General features: G+C 39.2%; 14 protein-coding genes and 1 riboswitch. Of the genes, 3 read left to right on the top strand and 11 right to left on the bottom strand.

The window, feature by feature from the left end; genetic code table 11:
- Nucleotides 1-19 precede the first annotated feature (19 nt).
- From NYE63_RS13720 to kdpA, 4 genes are all read right to left on the bottom strand, one after another.
- Nucleotides 20-2,335: a histidine kinase gene (locus tag NYE63_RS13720; protein ID WP_342605567.1), complete on the bottom strand. Its 2,316-nt coding sequence runs from the start codon at nucleotides 2,333-2,335 to the stop codon at nucleotides 20-22.
- Between the two features lie 63 nt (nucleotides 2,336-2,398).
- Nucleotides 2,399-2,956: a potassium-transporting ATPase subunit KdpC gene (kdpC, locus tag NYE63_RS13715; protein WP_342605566.1), complete on the bottom strand. Its 558-nt coding sequence runs from the start codon at nucleotides 2,954-2,956 to the stop codon at nucleotides 2,399-2,401.
- Between the two features lie 31 nt (nucleotides 2,957-2,987).
- Nucleotides 2,988-5,027 (bottom strand): potassium-transporting ATPase subunit KdpB, encoded by a 2,040-nt coding sequence (kdpB, locus tag NYE63_RS13710; RefSeq protein WP_342605565.1) that lies wholly within the window; start codon nucleotides 5,025-5,027, stop codon nucleotides 2,988-2,990.
- Between the two features lie 22 nt (nucleotides 5,028-5,049).
- Complete coding sequence (kdpA, locus tag NYE63_RS13705) at nucleotides 5,050-6,723, bottom strand: potassium-transporting ATPase subunit KdpA (protein WP_342605564.1); 1,674 nt, start codon at nucleotides 6,721-6,723, stop codon at nucleotides 5,050-5,052.
- Between the two features lie 608 nt (nucleotides 6,724-7,331).
- Nucleotides 7,332-7,473: riboswitch (cyclic di-AMP (ydaO/yuaA leader) on the bottom strand.
- A gap of 241 nt (nucleotides 7,474-7,714) precedes the next feature.
- Here kdpA and NYE63_RS13700 point away from each other — a divergent pair.
- On the top strand, nucleotides 7,715-8,092 hold the full coding sequence (locus NYE63_RS13700) for a DUF2294 domain-containing protein (RefSeq protein ID WP_063233850.1): 378 nt from the start codon (nucleotides 7,715-7,717) through the stop codon (nucleotides 8,090-8,092).
- 613 nt (nucleotides 8,093-8,705) lie between these two features.
- Here the strand turns inward: NYE63_RS13700 and NYE63_RS13695 are convergent.
- The 7 genes from NYE63_RS13695 to NYE63_RS13665 all read right to left on the bottom strand — a co-directional run bounded on the left by NYE63_RS13695 (nucleotide 8,706) and on the right by NYE63_RS13665 (nucleotide 16,702).
- On the bottom strand, nucleotides 8,706-9,713 hold the full coding sequence (locus tag NYE63_RS13695; RefSeq protein ID WP_342605761.1) for a C40 family peptidase: 1,008 nt from the start codon (nucleotides 9,711-9,713) through the stop codon (nucleotides 8,706-8,708).
- Nucleotides 9,714-9,780: 67 nt separating this feature from the next.
- A complete protein-coding gene (locus tag NYE63_RS13690) occupies nucleotides 9,781-10,647 on the bottom strand; it encodes a nitrilase-related carbon-nitrogen hydrolase (protein ID WP_342605563.1) in 867 nt (288 codons plus the stop codon).
- A 69-nt stretch (nucleotides 10,648-10,716) separates the two neighbouring features.
- Complete coding sequence (locus NYE63_RS13685; RefSeq protein ID WP_342605562.1) at nucleotides 10,717-12,201, bottom strand: sodium:solute symporter family protein; 1,485 nt, start codon at nucleotides 12,199-12,201, stop codon at nucleotides 10,717-10,719.
- A complete protein-coding gene (locus NYE63_RS13680) occupies nucleotides 12,198-12,398 on the bottom strand; it encodes a DUF3311 domain-containing protein (RefSeq protein ID WP_095393819.1) in 201 nt (66 codons plus the stop codon). The genes NYE63_RS13685 and NYE63_RS13680 overlap by 4 nt, the downstream gene beginning before the upstream one ends.
- Before the next feature lie 136 nt (nucleotides 12,399-12,534).
- Nucleotides 12,535-13,767 (bottom strand): Zn-dependent hydrolase, encoded by a 1,233-nt coding sequence (locus tag NYE63_RS13675; RefSeq protein WP_342605561.1) that lies wholly within the window; start codon nucleotides 13,765-13,767, stop codon nucleotides 12,535-12,537.
- A 103-nt stretch (nucleotides 13,768-13,870) separates the two neighbouring features.
- Entirely contained in the window at nucleotides 13,871-15,490 is a 1,620-nt protein-coding gene (locus NYE63_RS13670) for an amidohydrolase (RefSeq protein WP_342605560.1), read from the bottom strand.
- 327 nt (nucleotides 15,491-15,817) lie between these two features.
- The gene (locus NYE63_RS13665) at nucleotides 15,818-16,702 is read right to left on the bottom strand and encodes a hypothetical protein (RefSeq protein ID WP_342605559.1); all 885 of its coding nucleotides are present in this window, start codon (nucleotides 16,700-16,702) and stop codon (nucleotides 15,818-15,820) included.
- 191 nt (nucleotides 16,703-16,893) lie between these two features.
- Between NYE63_RS13665 and NYE63_RS13660 the strand changes: the two genes are divergently transcribed.
- Together NYE63_RS13660 and rocF are read left to right on the top strand one after the other, a co-directional pair.
- A complete protein-coding gene (locus NYE63_RS13660) occupies nucleotides 16,894-17,625 on the top strand; it encodes a hypothetical protein (RefSeq protein ID WP_342605558.1) in 732 nt (243 codons plus the stop codon).
- Between the two features lie 619 nt (nucleotides 17,626-18,244).
- The gene (gene rocF, locus NYE63_RS13655) at nucleotides 18,245-19,198 is read left to right on the top strand and encodes an arginase (RefSeq protein WP_342605557.1); all 954 of its coding nucleotides are present in this window, start codon (nucleotides 18,245-18,247) and stop codon (nucleotides 19,196-19,198) included.
- The last annotated feature ends 269 nt before the right edge of the window (nucleotides 19,199-19,467 follow it).

Raw genomic sequence — 19,467 nt, 5'->3', positions numbered from 1 at the left:
TACTGCCCTGATATAAGAATTAATCAGCTACGATCAAAACATCAAGATGTCTAGCTTCTCTTAGAAGATGAGCTACAATGGATCCACCCATAATTTCTTGCCATCTCGTTCTTGCTGATTGCCCTAAAATGACTTGTGTTGCTTTTTTAGTCTGTAATTGTTTCTTGATCTCCTTGACCACAGATCGCCTATCCCTCGTTGTATATATTTCAAAAACGCCTCCTAAGCGATGTGTAAGGCTTACCAGTTTATCAAGTATCAATTTTTCATCAGTTCGCAGTTCACTTTGATGTTTGACGAAAATAACATACCACTCCGCTTTGAGTCGGTAGGCTATGCGGAAGCCCCTTCTGATTAAACGCTCAGAATCCGCTCTAAGATTGACACAGACAAAAATCACTTCATCTTTTCTCCATGGTCCCCTTACTCCTTCCTTACGTTTCATGGATTCTAATCTGTCATCCACATCATCCGCCAATTCACGGAGCGCAAGTTCTCTCAACGCTATAAGGTTCTGTGTCTTGAAGAAATGGCTAAGAGACTGTTCCACTTTATCCATGGCATATATATTACCTTCCTCCATCCTTTTTCTGAGCGCATTTGGTGAAATATCGATCAACTCAAGTTCATCCGATAATTGGAGAAAGCTGTCAGGTACTGTTTCTCTTACGAAAACACCTGTAATTTGCTTTACACTATCTTTCAAGCTTTCTATATGTTGAATATTCATCGTGGAAATAACAGAAATTCCAGCGTCCAAAATGGTCATTACATCTTGATATCTTTTTTGATTTTTGTTACCCGGTACGTTCGTATGTGCTAATTCATCTATTAAGACCACTTCAGGATTCCGAATGATAATCGCATCTAGATCCATTTCCTCCAACATTACGTTTTTATATGGAATAAGTTTTTTAGGCAGGATTTCCAAATTTCCCACTTGGGCAATTGTCTCTTTTCGACCGTGTGTCTCCAATAGTCCAATCACTACATCAATTTGGTTTTCCTTCAATTGATTCGCTTCCCTAAGCATTGTATAGGTTTTACCAACACCAGGAGCAGCTCCGAGATAAATCTTAAATGTCCCTTTTTTTACCCGTTCCACTTTATCGTGCATTTCATCATTGGAAAGTCTGCGATAAGGATTTTCCTTCTTTTTTTCCGTCTTGATTGCGGGGATGATCCTCTCACCAAATGCTTTTACACGGTCTGCCATAATATATACATCGATACTCTTTGACTTTCTCATTATTTTATTGACTATTGAACCGCTGACCACTTCTTCCCACACTGGCTTTTTTGATTGGCCCAGGATAATTCGAGTTATTTGATGCTGCATGGAAAATCCGACTATTTCTTCTGCTATTTCGTCACCATTCATTGTAATCTCAAAAAAACCCCCATTTAATTTATTGACCAGTTTTTGCATAGAGCTTTTAAAGATTTCTTCCTCTTTTGATAGTTTTTTTGATAGTGGGATAAAGCTGGCGATTAAAAATTCACCGCCTAACCGCTTGGCAATTTGATCTCCTCTTCTTATTAATATGGAGCCATTCCAATGATATTGTACACAGACCAATATTCGTTCCGTAGCACCTGAAGGTCCCATTAACCCTTCTAGTTCCCTATGTTCAGTCAGGTCATCTTCCACTTCTTCCGCTAAAAACCGAAGTGACAATTCTCTAAGGGTGGCAAGATTTCCGTTGTTGTAAAACTGTAACGGCCCTTCGTCTTTTTTACCGATTTCCCCATTTTGCAGACGTTTTAAAATGGCTTCTGGAGTGACGTCCAATAAACGTACTTCATCAGCCTTTGTCAAAGTATCTTCTGGAAGCGTAACCTCTACGTGAAGCGGCAGATTCAGCAATTGCTCTGCGACTTTCTTCACTCCTTTCAACTCATAAATATTTATCGTCGTAATGACACTGATTTCATTCTTAATTAATTCCATAACGTCTTCCAATCGGGTGGCGTTTTTTGAATTTATATGATTTTCATGAGCCAATCGATCAACTAAAACAACCTCCGGATTCCGTTTGTAAATCTTATCTAAATCAAGATCCTGTTCTACGTGTCCATTTCGCTCCCATTCTATAATCGGGATAAGTTCAAGACTGCCTAATTGCTTAAGTGTCCCAGGACTGCAGGACTTGTTGACTACCCCGACAACTACATCAATCCCACGTTTCTTCATTTCATTTCCTTCAAGAAGCAATTGATAAGTCTTTCCTGAACCGCTTACAGCTCCAAGTATGATTTTCAGCCTTCCCCTTTTGATATTGGAAATCGACTCGATAATTTCATTTGGTGTTTTCCTTCGAAATTGTTCCGACATATTACCACCTCCAATTATTGTTCTATAGCAAAAGGAGAGTCTACTAAACTCTCCAAATCTTCATTATTTCAATTCGTCCAATGCCATATTCAACTCCAGAACATTAATTCGCGGTTCACCAAAAATTCCAAGCGATCGGCTGCTCGTATGTTTTTCCACAAGAAGATATACCTTTTTTTCAGATAAACCCCTTTCATGAGCAATACGGGAAACCTGTACCTTTGCGCCATTAGGGGAAATATTGGGATCAAGCCCTGAACCCGAATTCGTCATTAAGTCAGATGGTATATCTGCCTTTTCGACAGTAGGGTTTTCTTTTAAAAATTTAGAAATATCTTCTTTTGTCCGATTTAAGAACTCCTCATTTGAAGAAGAAAAGTTCGGCGTACCTGAACCAGCCGCATCATATTCAATAGAAGAAACACGGCCATGAAAATACCCAGGCTCTTTAAAGGATTGACCGATCATTTTCGAACCAATCAATTCGCCCGAATCATTTTTAATTAAACTTCCCTCTGCTTTTTCGGGCATCATCAACTGTGCTAATCCTGTCATCAGTAACGGATATGCCATCCCGCAAATGATAAGAAGCACCAAAACCAAACGTATATTTTTTAACATGGATTTCCCCCCACCTTCAAAATATAAATTTTTAAGCCACTTTAAAGACAACAAGAAGCAAATCAATTAATTTAATTCCCAAGAAGGGAACTAACACTCCTCCTAATCCATAAAAAAACAAATTCCTGGTCAATAATCTTGTAGCGCTCATAGGAACATATTTAACCCCTTTCATTGCCAACGGTATAAGCAATGGAATGATGATGGCGTTAAATATTAAAGCTGATAATATGGCGCTTTGGGGTGTCGCCAATCCCATAATGTTGAGGGCTTTCATTTGAGGTATCGCCAGCATGAACATGGCTGGGATTATCGCAAAATATTTAGCTACATCATTAGCGATGCTAAAGGTTGTCAATGCCCCCCGGGTCATGAGCAGCTGTTTGCCAATGGCTACCACTTCAATGATTTTTGTCGGATCCGAATCTAAATCCACCATATTGGCGGCTTCCTTCGCCGCGTTAGTTCCTGTATTCATCGCCAATCCCACATCTGCCTGTGCCAATGCTGGTGCATCGTTCGTACCGTCTCCAGTCATGGCCACAAGCTTGCCATCCGCTTGTTCCCGCTTGATGACTGAGATTTTATCTTCTGGCTTTGCCTCGGCGATAAAATCATCGACCCCTGCTTCTTTCGCGATTGTTTCTGCTGTTAAGGGATTATCCCCTGTACACATTATGGTTTGAATACCCATTTTCCTTAATTCATCAAAACGTTCCTTCATGCCTGGTTTCACTGTATCTTTCAAATATATAGTTCCAAGTATACGGCTTCCCTCTGTGACAACCAAAGGAGTACCGCCTTTTTTTGCCACTTCTTCACAAGTATCTTTTAAACCGATAGGCACATTCCCTCCCTGATGCAATATATATTTCATTATCGTATCTACTGCACCCTTTCTGACCTTTTTCCCATCTGGAAAGTCCGTTCCGCTCATTCTGGTTTCAGCAGTAAATTCAATCCCTTCCGTACCGTTTTTATTCAGCAAGTTTTCAGGTAATCCATTTTTTTTGGCTAATTCCAAAACAGACCGGCCCTCAGGGGTTTCATCATGTAAAGATGCGTATACAGCATATTGGTTAAGCTCTTCCTGACTTATACCGGTAGCTGGTATTAAGGCTGAGGCCATACGGTTACCATGTGTTATGGTTCCTGTTTTATCAAGGATGATCGTATTAATATCACCTGCGGCTTCCACCGATTTTCCAGACTTCGCAATTACATTGAATTGGGTGACCCTATCCATACCTGCTATTCCAATGGCTGAGAGTAATCCTCCGATTGTGGTAGGGATCAGGCAAACCAGCAAAGCTACCAGGGTAGCGATCGGAAGGGTAACATGAATATATGACGCAATCGGAACCAGCGTGGTACATACAAGTAAAAAGATGATGGTTAAGCTAACCAGGAGTGTACCTAGTGCGATTTCATTCGGTGTTTTTTGCCTTTTAGCTCCTTCGACCAAATTTATCATCCGATCAAGGAAGGATTCACCAGGGTCTGCACTGACTTTAACTATGATAAAATCACTGATGACTTTTGTACCTCCTGTTACAGAACTGAAATCCCCACCAGGTTCTTTTATTACGGAAGCAGATTCACCGGTAATCGCCGATTCATCTATAGCGGCCACTCCTTCAATGATTTCTCCATCCGTCGGTATTAAATCGTTTGCCTTCACTAAAACCATATCGCCTTTACGTAATTGCAAGGCATCAACTACTTTTACGGACCCATCTTTCTGGAATAACCTTGCTTTAGTATCCTGCTTTGTCTTTTTGAGGCTATTGGCTTGTGCCTTTCCGCGTCCCTCTGCAAGAGCTTCGGCAAAATTAGAAAAAATGATCGTTAAGAATAAAATAATGGATACTGCAATGTTATACCCCTTATCAGCCACTCCGCCAAATAGCGCAGGAAATATGGACAGAAGAAGCGTAATGGCAAACCCCACTTCAACTACAAACATGACTGGATTGCGAGCCATAACTTTTGGATTCAATTTTTTGAGTGCTTCTTTAACTGCCTCATAAACAATGTTCTTATTTAAATTTGCTATTCGCTCTATGCTCATTTGAAATGCCCCTTTTCAACATTTATCTAATCGTAAGCGACTCCGCAACCGGTCCAAGTGCTATTATTGGAAAGAAAGTCAAAGCTCCAATAATTAAAACTGAAGCTAAAAGAATGACAAAGAACGTACTATTATCCGTTTTGAAGGTTCCGATAGTCTCTGGAACACGTTTCTTTATCAGTAATGATCCTGCGACGGCGATCATGGCAATCATGGAAAAATAACGTCCGAATAACATGACTATAGTAGTGGAAGCATTCCAAAAAGGTGTATTGTCGCCTAAACCTTCAAAACCGGAACCATTATTGGCTGCCGAAGAGGTAAACTCATAAACTACTTGAGTAATACCATGAAATCCCGGGTTTGATATAGCTGCTGATCCCATTTGTGTCGCTAAAGCAATGGCCGATGGAACTAAGATGATCAATGGGTGGAGAAGAATCGCTATAGCTATTAACTTCATCTCACGGCCTTCAATTTTCTTACCCAAAAACTCAGGTGTACGTCCTACCATAAGTCCGGCAAGAAATACAGCCAATAAGGAATACATGAGAATATTGACCGTCCCCACACCATCTCCGCCAAATACACAATTCACCATCATCATTGCAAGTGGAGCAATACTTCCTAGCGGTGTTAGGGTATCATGCATATTATTTACCGACCCTGTAGTTGCAGCTGTAGTTATGCTAGTGAATAAAGCACTCTGAGCCACCCCGAAACGAACCTCTTTCCCTTCCATACTCCCATCCTCTTGTGAAAGGCCTATTTGCTCCAATGCTGGATTGCCATTTTTTTCATTAAAATAAGCAATGCTTAAGAATAGAAGTAACATGAATGCCATCGCTGAAAATAGGATCCAGCCTTGCTTCTTATTCCTCGCCATATATCCAAACGTCAACGGGAGGGCAGCAGGTATAAGAAACATGGATAATATTTCTATGACATTCGTGATAGCATTAGGATTTTCAAATGGATGGGCTGAGTTGACCCCAAAGAACCCTCCTCCGTTTGTACCTATGTGCTTAATGGATTCCATGGCCGCTACAGGTCCCCTTGCTATATTTTGGGTTGCTCCTTCTAATGTTGTCGCAACTGCCGTTGGGCTAAATGTTTGCGGTACGCCTTGGGATACTAGGACTAAACCAATCAATATCGATAATGGGAGCAGAACTCGAGTAATCGTTCGGATTACATCCACATAGAAGTTTCCTAGACTCAGCTGGCTTGTTAAGCCCCTAAAAAAAGCCATACATAAAGCAATGCCGGTAGCTGGGGTCGTGAACATCAAGAATATGATTACCGCCATTTGAGATAAATAAGAAAGTCCCGATTCTCCACTATAATGCTGTAAATTGGTGTTCGTAAGAAAGCTTGCAGCGGTATTCAATGCCAACAATGGCTCCATGTTGTCTATCTTATTGGGATTTCCAGGTAACTCCCCTTGGAAGCGAATGATAATATAAGAGACAATGAACATCACTAAATTACTCATCAGCAGAGCCTTGGCGTACTGCTGCCATTTCATATCCTCTGTCTTAATGCCGGATAGCTTAAAGATAAAATTTTCCATCCTCCCAAACACGCGATCTTGTTTCGTCAATTCAAGGGAATAAACATCCGTTAAATATTTAGCCATTGGTATGGCTAATATAACCGCAACTGCCAATACCACAACGATTTGCAATAGATCCATTTACTTCTCCTCCGTTAGTCACCCCTAGTATTTTTCCGGATATATGAGGGCATGTATTAAATACAACGTTACCGCTCCGACGATTATCATTAAGAACATTTCCCTACTCTCCCTTTGAAATGACTTTATTACAAAAATGAATGAATCCTAAAAAGAGGATAAACGGTATAACCATTAAAGAAATTACTATACTATCCATTTTTCTCGCTCCTTCCGCATTAATAAATGCCTATATTCTCCTTCACCTCCTTAAAGATACATTTTTTATACTTTTCTTTTGCTCAGACAGACGTCCGTTAAGGCATAAAAAAATAGACCAATGTTACTTTTCCCCCAGTTTGCAGCGCTGCACAAATACAATCTCTGTCCTACAGCGTCATGAACCACGACGCATCAGAAAAAGAATGATATACAGAAAACAAACATTTTGTTGGAGAAAAAGTAATCATTGGTCTACTTAACGCCCAGCAAGCGATAGCGCTTACTCAACGATCCGTCTTCCAAGAAACCTTTTCAATTATAGGCATAATAAAAAGACCTACGGAAATGTCAGATTGCAATTTTGCTATAGAATAACAAAAAAGCCTCCTGAATCAAGGTGGTCTTATGACCTCCTTCGCTTTAGCCGACGAAGTTAGCTGACGGGTAGGATGGCGAAAGAGTGTCTCATCCCTTCTGCAAATGCAGAATTAACCCCATAAATAGTGGGTCCTCCGTTCTCAATCACTTGAGATTTGGCCGGTATCTAATTGTTTTTCATGAGGATTATTGTACGCTCCTAATTAAAGGTTTGTAAACTCATATAAACCTTTAAAAACCTCCATTTCTGATTATTTAAGACGATATTCACCCAATTAATCAGCAAAAATGCTATATTACTTAAATTTACTAACTTTTTCACTTTTTTCTAAAGTTTTACAAACTTTCATTGACAGGAACTTGACGTCGGGATTATGATAAATCCCATAAATTCGTCAGATGAACTGGAGGCATTATGATAAATACAAAAAAAAGGATCGAGGCTGAAATAAGCGAAGCATTCATTAAATTCCAGCGTGAATTGATAGGAAGAGGACCTCAGGAAACTAAAACTTATATAATCAATGATATGTTAATAACACGTTTTAAGGGTGTCCTTACTGTAGAGGAAAAGCACCTTGTGAGTCATAATTCCGGCAAAAAACTTGTGAAAAAAATGCGCTCACTACTACGTGAGATGTATACAAAGGAATATGAAAAAATAGTTGAAGATCATACGGGTTGTAAGGTTCTTTCATCTCACAGTGATATAAGCACTAAAACAGGTGAAAGAATTGAGGTTTTCATTATGGATAAGGATTTGGAACGTCTTTTTGAAACCATCAAATAGGAAGGCGATAAAGTTACAATTCTCCCACTCAATTATTATAGTAAAATAACTTCAAGAAAAACTTTATATTTAAAAACATCAGTGGGGGAGAATCATTATTTTCTCCCACTGATGTTTTTTATGGTTTACTTTTCTTTTTACCACTTCTTGATTATCATATATTCTCCAATTAAACCACCTGCTAGAAAACATATAACAGCAGTAGAATAATCTGGGTTTTCAAATAATTATAATACCAATAAAAATTCTTAAAAGAATAAAAAGATAAGACTTATATCTAAATTTAAGATAACAGGTGTAACTTCCGAAGTGATAGCGCCAAAATAAAAAGAGTTTGGCAAGCGCGGAATTTCCTCGGTATTCACATATTCTTTATTGAGAGGTTTTAAATATTATTGCAACTCAATTGAGCTGCTCAACGGGCCTTTATTCTATACTCCGCCACTTGGATCACTAGTGATGCATTCTGTTTAAACCAACCATTCTCTCGTTCATAGACTTCAATAGTGAATTTTCCGATTATATTCTCCCATCATTTTTACTATCAAAATAATAATCTATTTTCACAACCTACCAGATACCTTCTTTACTGGAGTTTGTGTATCATTAAGAATCAATCGATATATCTTCTTGCTCCGGCATATTCCTCTCCGTATCCCGATGTTTTTATTTCATCTATTCTTACATGTGTTGAGCTGTTTGGCGAATGGATCATTTTGCCGTCACCAATATACATTCCGACATGATGGACCTTTCCTTTCCCTTTATCATAGGCAAAAAATAGTAAATCACCTGGTTGAAGATTTTCTTGTTCCACCTTTTTTCCATGTTGCGCCTGAATGGAAGAGTCCCTTGGGATCGTTATTCCATTAGCATGGTACATTGTATAGGTAAATCCAGAACAGTCAAATCCAAAACCGGACATTCCAGCCCATAAGTAAGGAAGCCCTAAAAATCCTTTTCCTGATTCAACGATGTCCATTCCCGTTGGAGCAGGTATTTGATTTTTATTTTGATAGACTGACACGTCCTGCTTTTCTATCCATTTTGCTCCATTACTCGGTGTCATCACCTTCACTTTATCTTTTTTCACCTGCAATAGCGGGAGGCGGGTATCGAAGCTGACCTCCATAAATTTGGACCGAAGTTTCGAATCCGAATAAAGCCAAGTCTTTGGGGCATTTACAAGGGCAAATCCTCGTTTAAATTGCTTCTCAAAAGAATTTCCGTCTATTAATTGTGCCTTTGGCATCCATCCTGGATAACCAATATCATTGCGGGGCGTCGGTTGATTGGCAACGGCTACTTTCACCCATTTACCCTGATCTTCTAGAATCGTCACTTTTGAACCATATAACGCTTGTGTTTCCAGGTTACCCACAAGCCACAGTTTGTCTTCATAATTCATCGAGTCGATCCAGGCATTCAAATCAGCAGGGTTCGATGCTGAAGGAGCATCGATTTCCCTTAATAATCCTGGCTCAGTCCAAAGAGTTGCCACGTTTACGTCTACATAAGCAACTCTCTGCTTCTCTCTTGAACTAGCTTCATTGGGACTGAATACTAATATACCTAGAGCAAATAAAGATAGCACAAAAACGGTTAACCTTTTCAAATTAATCACCCTTTCGAAATTATTGTTATTGAGTAAAAGACACTATTGTGTTAATAGTGCCTTTTACAACTGATTATTTCAGCCCTTCGTATGGCTCATATTTTGCATACATATCTTTTCGGCGATTACGATCCTTGAAAGTGGTTGCCGCACCATTTTTTCGATTCTCATAAAGTTCGTCCATATCGACCGTACCGGTTATGATCGTATGTTCATTCATTACCGCCTCGGCTACTATTCCATTTGCTGGCCAAGCGCTGTCACATGGGCTAAGTATACTGGCACGGCCGTATCCGTTCGGCAGGGGTGCCCCTGGTTCACCAACAGTGGGGCAATGAACAAAATATACCTGATTTTCGATGGCACGTGCATGTGCGCAATGGCGAACTCGCCAAAAACCTGCCTCTGTAAATGTGTATGAAGGGCAAAAAATGATGTCAGCCCCTTTCACTGATAATATCCTTGAAATTTCAGGTATCTCCGCTTCATAACATACCGCTATTCCTATCTTAATTGGACCTATGGAATAAACTTCCAAATTATCACCTTCAGAAGTATGCAAATTCGCTTCAGCAGGAAAGATATGAGTTTTTTTATGCTCAACAACCGATCCGTCTCTATCAAAAATATAGGCAATATTGAAGTATTCATTTTCGCGGCGTTCCAGATGCGTGCCCGCAATGATGACCTGTTTTCTTTTTCTTGAAAGTGACCTGAAAAGATCTTTGTATTGATTGGTATATTCATCGATCCTGATAACGGACGAAGCATCCGGTTCTCCAAAGGCCGCTGATAACCCGATGGTTAACAGTTCAGGGAAAATGATATAATCCGAGTTTTCGGGAACTTGGGTGAACAAGTTTTCTACTTGTTCCTGAAATTCATTGAAAGCTGAAACTTTTTCTACACGAAATTGACAAGCCGTTATTTTAATTTTCACAAAAGCCCTCCCAAATCATGTTTTATCACTTCTCACAGTAAGTAATTCATTAGCCTTGTTAAAAAGAAATCAGGATATCTTGTTAAGATCATTCATTTCGGTCTGTTGCCTAGAGATATGTTTAGTCAGTGCACTTACAATGAATGTTACTAGTATATTAATTAACAAAGCTATGACGCCTGTACTGATATCATTAATTACATGTGGGATATCCGGCAGGAATGTAGCAACCTTCACATCTGCAATTGTCGCATATAAAACAATCAGGACGCCTGCCAATATCCCTGCCATTGCACCATACTTATTGATTATATTGGTTTTTGGTAAACTGCAAAACAACGAAGGTGCCAGTTGTGTAATTAAACTGTATGACATGATATTCAAGATGGCCAAAGCCTCGCCGCCTGTTACCGTTACAATTAAAGCAATGATTGAGATACCGATGATGATGAACCTGGAGACAATCAATTGATGTGTTTCAGTCGCACCAGGGACGAGAACTTTGTAAAAGCTATTTGTCAGACCTACCGATGCAGCCATTAGCATGACTGAAGCCGGTACTAGGGCCGTCAATAACCCTGCAGCTCCGATAACCCCTATCACCCATGGATCGAATGTTTGAATCGCCAGCCTTAAAAGTGAGAGATCCCCATCAGCCCCTTGCAAACCCGGGATTTCCATGATGGCTGTAAATCCGATAAAAAAAACGAATAGCAGTAACAATGTGTATAAGGGTAAAGCAATCGCATTTTTGCGAAGGGTCCTTTCCCCATTGGACGATAAAACGACCATGAATGTTTGTGGCAGCAAATAAAATCCTAGTGCATTCAGCAAAACGGTGGACACGAACCAGGACTGACTCAATCCCTGATCTGCCAAAACCAACATTTCCGGTTTAGCAGATTGGACGGTCTCGAACATTGGCTGTATGCCTCCGAAGTAATGAAATGGAATGTAAATCCCTAAAAAGATAACGACCACCAAGATCATGAAATCTTTCAGTATGGCTGTCCATGCTGATCCATGAATGCCTGAAATCATTACATAGGTAGTTACGACAACAGCACCGATGACACTTGCAGCAACTGGAGAAATTGCTCCGTAAGATGCTTCGGAAACAATGATACCTAATCCTTTGAGCTGTATGACTATGTACGGCACGAGGGCTAAGCTTCCCAATACAGCTACGATCATCCCCATTGTCCTGCTCTTATATTTAGATGCAAAATACTCTGGCTGAGAGATAATGGAATGGCGTTTTGAATATCTCCATATTTTAGGGACGAGCCAATATGATAGGACGTAGGCTAAGAAAATATAGGCGGGAACATAATAAGCAGCGGCACCTTTTGAGTAAGCCCACCCACTTCCGCCCAGGAATGTAAAAGTTGTATAAATTTCACCTGCTATCAAGAGAAAAATGAAGAATGTACCGAAGCCCCTGCCCCCTACGGCAAATTGCTCCATGTCCATATCCTTCCCTTTTCTTGCTTTTATCCCTAAATAAAGTGCCAGAACCAAGAAGATGGAAATGATGAGTAATGATATATTCATTCAGAATCACTCCCTTTATTATCAGGATCGAACTTATAGACAATCATTAAGATGATCGATGCCATGACCATCCAAAATGCAACCCAAAATAACAAAAAAGGCATACCCAATATGTACGGTTCTATTTTATTTGCATAGGGCAATAAACCTAAGAATCCTATAAATGGAACAAAAAGCAATAGCTTAATAGCATCCAAATTATACCCTCCCCTAATTAGGTTCCGAACATGGATGTATCACCATCAGTCAAGCCTAGTTTCAAACTGAACTGATGGTTTGATAGCATCCGTGGCTTACTGTCATTAGCTGCTTTCAACCAACCGTATATGCGTCTTAAGCGGACTGAATGGCAAGGACCGTTTCCAATATTACATTGACGCCTTTTTCACAATCTTCCCAAGTAGTAAGTTCCTCTTCACAATGACTTTTACCGTTGATGCTTGGAACGAAAACCATGGCAGTCGGTATATAACTGGCTATAAATTGCGCATCATGTCCTGCACCGCTTACCATTCTCTTATAGGGTAGACCTAATGTATTGCTCGATTGCTCAAGCAAATTGCAAATGGATTTTTCGAACCAAACGGTATCCCTGTCCCATAATTTTTTCACTTGGATGTCGCAGCCGCCTTCTGAACCTGTTGTTTTAAGGCTTTCAATGACTTCCTCCACCTTTTCGATGACATTGGAATCCTTATGTCTCGCTTCTAGCGAAAAAACCACTTTATTAGGGATAACCGTATGGATATTAGGAAACACATTTACCCTTCCCATCGTAAAAACCAAATCGTCATCAAGCATGCCTAGCTTCTGACGAGCCTCCATAATCAAGCTATTCGCAGTGAAGAAAGCATCTTTTCTCATATTCATCGGGGTGGTTCCGGCATGATCGGATTCTCCTGTAACTTCTATCTCATAGCACACCATACCAAGGACACATTCAACGACACCGATCGTTAGTGATTCACGTTCAAGAATCGGCCCTTGTTCAATATGCAATTCTAGAAATGCAGTCGCTTCTTTTAAACGATTCTCTTTATCCCCTGCATATCCAATGGCATTCAAAGCACTTTCGAAAGTCGTTCCGTCACTATCTGTCTTTTGCAGCATGATGGATTTTTCGAATTTACCTGAAAGAACTCCCGAAGACATCATGGAAGGTTCGAATCTGGCTCCCTCTTCGTTTGTAAAATTGACGATCATTACCGGAATTTTAGGTTGAATATTATTTTCGACCAGAGTCCGCACGACTTCCAAGCCTGCAACTACACCCAAGATACCATCAAACCTACCGCCCTTTTTTACGGTATCCATATGTGATCCCATTACAATAGGAGGTTTATTTTCCAGTCCCGCCAAAGTAGCGTAAATATTCCCCATATCATCAACCTTAATAGTCATACCCAATTCTTTACAGCAACCGCAAAAGTAATCACGGACTAATCGATCTTCTTCGGAAAGGGATAGCCGTGTGACTCCGTTGTTTTCTGTACGTCCAAAATCAGCAAATTTCTCTAGCGTACGACTCAGCCTCTCACCATTAATTAATAATTTTTGCTTTTTCATAGCGAATATCCCCCTTTTAGATAACCTGCTAAATCCTGCTTACGTTCGCTTAAGCCAAAAGATGAAAGTGAAGGTCTTGTTGTTTTAGAATAGTTACGCTAGATTATATTTCTACCAATGTTTCCCTATGATAAAGAATCTCCCCATTCAGAATCGTTGATTCAACTTTCAAATCCTTGATATTTTGGGATTCCACTTTCAATATACTATCATTCAGTACTACTAGATCGGCCAGCTTGCCTGCCTCCAGGCTGCCTTTGATATCTTCATCGAAACTCGCAAACGCGCCATTCCAAGTGTATAGTTTAATGGCTTCCAATACGCTAATCGATTGAACCGTACCTATCTTCGTACCAGACCTGCTTGTTCTATTAACAGCAACGTGTATGCCTAATAAAGGGTCGTGATCAGTAACGGGAGCATCTGAACCACCTGCGATCAGGATGCCATTATCAATAAAATCACGGGCAGCGTACATGTGGTTGACCCTATTGCCGTAATGTTCAATATATATATCACCGAATTCATAAGGAAAAGGGGGGTTGGGGATTGGGATGATTCCAAGTTCTTTCATCCTAATTTGTAAATCTGGCGAAGATATTCCAGCATGCTCAATTCTATGTCTATGATCTTTCCTTGGCGATTCATTCAAAGCCTTTTCCACGCAATTTAAATACATCTCTATCGCTTTGTCACCTTGGGCATGGACTGTGATTTGATAGCCTTTTTTATGTGCCTGACCTAATACTTGATAGATCTCCTCTTCTTTATAATAAAGAATGCCAAAATTGCCAGGATCACTCGAATAAGGCTCACGGGTAGCAATTGTCGGACCGGTACTGCTGCCATCCGTAAACAATTTAGCTGGTCCGATTTTGAATCTTTCGTCCCCAGTTCCAGTTATGACTCCCGAATCTACCATTTTATTTACAAATTCATGAGAATTATTCAATGAACCTACCATGGCATAGATACGGACACGAATATCCTTATTTTTTATGGCCTGCTGCATTAAACGGAAACTTTCAGGACCATGAGCACCAGCTTCATGAATGCTTGTTATGCCTGCTGCGATGAAATGCTTCGACGCTATTTTCACGGCTTTCAAAAGTTCACTTTCTGAATAACTTGCTCTGTCTGCCATTATCATATTTGCTGTTTCAATAAGTTTGCCTGTAATCCTCCCTGCCCTATCCTTTTCAATGATCCCCCCAGTTGGATTCTCTGAGTTTTCATCAATTCGGGCAATCGCTAACGCCCTGCTATTCACCACGCTTATATGGCTGCATGTTCGGGTCACGATAATGGGATGGTCTGTTGATATGGCATCCAATTCCGCTATTGTAGGATAACGTTTTTCTTTAACAGCGGTCTCATTAAAGCCCCAGGCGCGGATCCACTCACCTTTAGGGACCGTCGAAGCTTTTTTCTTCAGATCGATTAATAAATCTTCTACAGATTTGATATGTTCAGCTTTACAACTTACTGCCAATTGATTGACACCGTACAATATAAGATGAATATGAGAATCTATAAACCCAGGAAGTAATGACTTTCCCTGCAAATCAATCACATTTGTTTCTTCTCCGATAAATAACTTGATTTCCTGATTCGTTCCGACTGCCGAGATATGATTACCTTTAATTGCCAGAGCTTCTGCGACATCATTTTTTTGATTAACGGTTATGACCTCGCCGTTTATGAACACGATATCAGCTTTCAAACAACACACCCCTTCCTTATTGTTTCACCCTCATTACTAAGTCATCTTCCTTTGCTTTCTTTCACCTTCACTTATCGGAATATTCTGTTTTCAACAGATTCATTATATCCGCACGATATTGTGAAATCATTAGACAAATAGTCAAAAATTTCATCGTTTTTTTATACCTTTTATATAATTATGTCTTATTTCCTAGGATTTTTTGATCCAGTTCCCTTTTTATCACGTCAAAATAGATTAATAATATTCCTAAGGGACTATAACCAATATAAAAAAGGGATAGGTATAGCTGCTGATATGCTTACCCATCCCGCCTTTTCATTTTTTTTACAACTCATTCAATCTTCCGATAATGCCAATAGTCAAATACTGTTTGTTTGCATTAAAATCCCATGTCCAGTATCGAAGGGATAATTCGCTTTTATCCACTTTTTCAATAAACGTTCTTACCCCGATCAATGCTGCCCCATATCCCACGTTCGAGGCCAATGCAAAGATGGCATTCATCCCTTCATTAATGGTATCTATATACTCAGGTTCGATTTTTAAGATATCAGTCCATGTAATACAAAATCCATTTTGCTTGGTACATTTAGATATAGAGTGATTCACTGTACGTACGATCTCATCCCTTAGATCTAAAATTCCATTTCTCAACTCATCTTCGTCATTTTTTTGATAGTGGTTTGCATGATCAGAAAGCAGTTCCTTGGCCCAATTATAAAATAGTTGGGTATAAATGGCGGAAGTTGCCACAATATCAAAATCATTATAATAATTAGCAAAAACACTTTCAGAAAGCTGACCTAACCGACTCTCGGTATCTTTTAAATATTGAATAATTCCCTTTGCCGTTTCACCACGATTCAGCATGGAAGATAGGTGGTGATCAAAATCCACTTTATCGAGGCCTGTTACATCGATTTCAACAAGTTGAATTTTCTTCCGGGTCCTTTCAGGCAAATTCGCCGTACCCTTTTCCATACTTTCCATATCAATATCAAATAAATATATGGAGTTGCATTTAGTTGCCAGATACTCTATATCCAAATCATCGCAATTGCCTGCACCAACGATAGCCACTTTATCTACGAATGCTTTTTTCGAAAAAACGGCCTCGAATAACTCTGTAACTTGTTTACGATGCTGTTTCCACCGCAACTTTCTGTATTCATCCCGATTATGATTCATTTTTCTTTGATAGCTTTCCAAATCAATCTCTCCCTTTAGGGTACTAACCATTTATTTATTGTAACAAAGTATCCCGATATTTTGGAGGGCAGGTCATATAGATTTCGCACCGGGAAAAGATCGGCCCAATTTCCTTAGTAAAATGAGCTATAAAAATGTTAGAATAATATGGGAATTATTGAGGAGTAGCAGAGATAACAGGAGGGTGTTCCTTGAGCAAAACAAAAAAGATTTTACTGACTTTACTAGGTGTTTTTTTAATCATCTTCGCCGGAGTGGTGATACTTGTGTTTTCATTCACACAGAGTATGAAAGCAGATTCTGATGAAGAAAAGAAGGTCCAGGAACAAGCTGAACGATATTTAGAGAAAACTTTTGATGAAGGAACCAAAATATATGATGTCCTATACGATAATATGGGAAACTGGAGCTATTTTGATTATGCAGCTAAAGTGAAACATAAAAAATATGGTACACAATTTCTAGTTTTCTTTAATGATGAAACAGGGGAAATGGAGGATACATTCCTATCTGATAAATGGCAAGATGATGCAGAAAAAGAAATCAGGCCTTATGTTGAAAAAGAACTGGGTGACGTATTGATTTCCAAAGAAATGGGAGATTTTGCAGAGAGTGAAGATTGGGATGAGATTCAAGAAGAAATAGGAGATTATAATCAATTACTCTTGATCTTTGATGAGGGGATCGGTAAAGAATTGAAGATTGATCCGAATAAACCAGCCAGCTATAAAGATTACGAAGTTTCCCCAACCATACGGATTACCCTTTCACGTAAGAAACAGGACGCAGATGAAGACCGCTTTACCGAAATTATCAATGCCCTAAAAAAAGATGGAATTCTTAAACATGGAAATATAATTGTAGAATATATTAGTACCAATGGTGTGCCTTTAGAAGATGAGGAATGGAGCAAATCTTTTTAAAGGTTTGAGATTTATTAAAATAAAATACACTGGAAAAATTTTTATCAATTTTTTCTAGACCAGCGGTTCGATAAATACTTAATACTTTCAACCCTTTGACTCCAGGCCTTTTTCCCAATGTTTTCATCCTTACTTTTTGAAAAAATTCATTATATTTCAGATAATATATATATTTCGGAAAAAAATATTATGCTAACAAAGTGAAATAAAGTGTAAAATCATCTATTTTTAGTCTTCCTTATTATTCATTATGAAAATTATTAATCCTTTCATCAGAGTTATAGCCTCATTTTATAAATAAATGTACCTAGTAAAATATATTCACCAACTCTTTAATACCGTTTACGATAAATGTTAAACGGAAGACTCCCCCTCACTCCTATTGAATTTCCAAATTCAATAGGAGTGAGGGTTTTATTTTATTTTACGCACTTTTCAATCATTCAATATACCCTATCCGGTAAAAATCCAGGCATTTCACAAAATTAAAAATAGGAATATTAACCCAAGACTTTTACCCTTTTCTCAATCGTATAAATATTCAAAAAAATGTCGAGTTGAGTCATCTATACTTTTACCCTTATACTAGGGAAGAAAAATTGAAAGGGGAGAATTATACATGAAGAAGGAAATTTCAATCATTGGTGTTCCAATGGATCTTGGTCAAACTAGAAGAGGAGTCGATATGGGTCCTAGCGCAATCAGATATGCAGGATTGAGTGAAAGACTTGAAAGCATAGGATACACTGTTCGTGATGAAGGTGATATTAAAGTAGAAATACAGGAAAGAGCACAAAGTGATAGCGACACAAATTTAAAGAACCTGCAGGACGTAGCAGAAGGTAATGAAAAATTGAGTCAAAAAGTGAATGAAGTTATCCAAGCAAATCGTTTTCCTTTAGTATTAGGGGGAGATCACAGTATAGCTATCGGTACATTAGCCGGTTTAGCGAAGCATTCTGAAAACTTAGGGGTAATATGGTATGATGCACATGGCGATTTGAACACTGCCGAAACTTCCCCATCAGGAAACATTCATGGAATGTCCCTAGCAGTAAGTTTGGGCCTTGGCCACCCTGCACTGACTAACATTGGCGGATATTCTCCAAAGGTCAAACCAGAGAATATTGTCATTATTGGTGCCCGTTCCTTAGACCAAGGGGAAAAAGAGTTAATCAGGGAAAAAGGGATTAAAGTTTTTACAATGCATGAGATTGATAGATTAGGTATGACAAAAGTGATGGAAGAATCAATTGCTTATCTGAAAGAACGTACGGATCTTGTACATTTATCCCTTGATCTTGATGGTCTTGATCCAGATGACGCACCTGGGGTTGGAACACCTGTAATGGGAGGTATTAGTTACCGTGAAAGCCATCTTGCCATGGAAATGCTAGCCGAAGCTAATATCATTACATCTGCTGAGTTTGTAGAGATAAACCCAATATTGGACGAGCATAATAAAACTGCTGAAGTTGCTGTCGCATTAATGGGCTCATTGCTTGGTGAGAAATTACTTTATGGAGCGGAAGACCAATTTAATACTACTGATTTACTGGTTGATGTTAAATAGTTGAACTTCTTTTTAAATAACTGGTATTGTAAGACTTTATGAGAGATTTCGTTAAATAGATGGCCCAGTGGAAATAGCCCCTACTTCAACAGGGTGCTTGTTACCCATTGAAGGATGGTCCACATGAATCCATTCATCCCTAGTTTCCTGACGCTTGGCTTCCTTTTCTTTATAAGCGGCGCTACCTGAAATTAATTCTGCATTGGAACCTTTATATCTATAAATGCAGAAATAATCTCTTATTCTAGGGAATTCAACAACATCTAAGA

Origin of the sequence: Peribacillus sp. FSL E2-0159 (genome assembly GCF_038643155.1) — a bacterium.
Lineage (GTDB): Bacteria > Bacillota > Bacilli > Bacillales > DSM-1321 > Peribacillus > Peribacillus simplex.
Note: the sequence above shows the minus strand (reverse complement) of the source record. Positions and strands in the feature narration are given on the sequence as shown.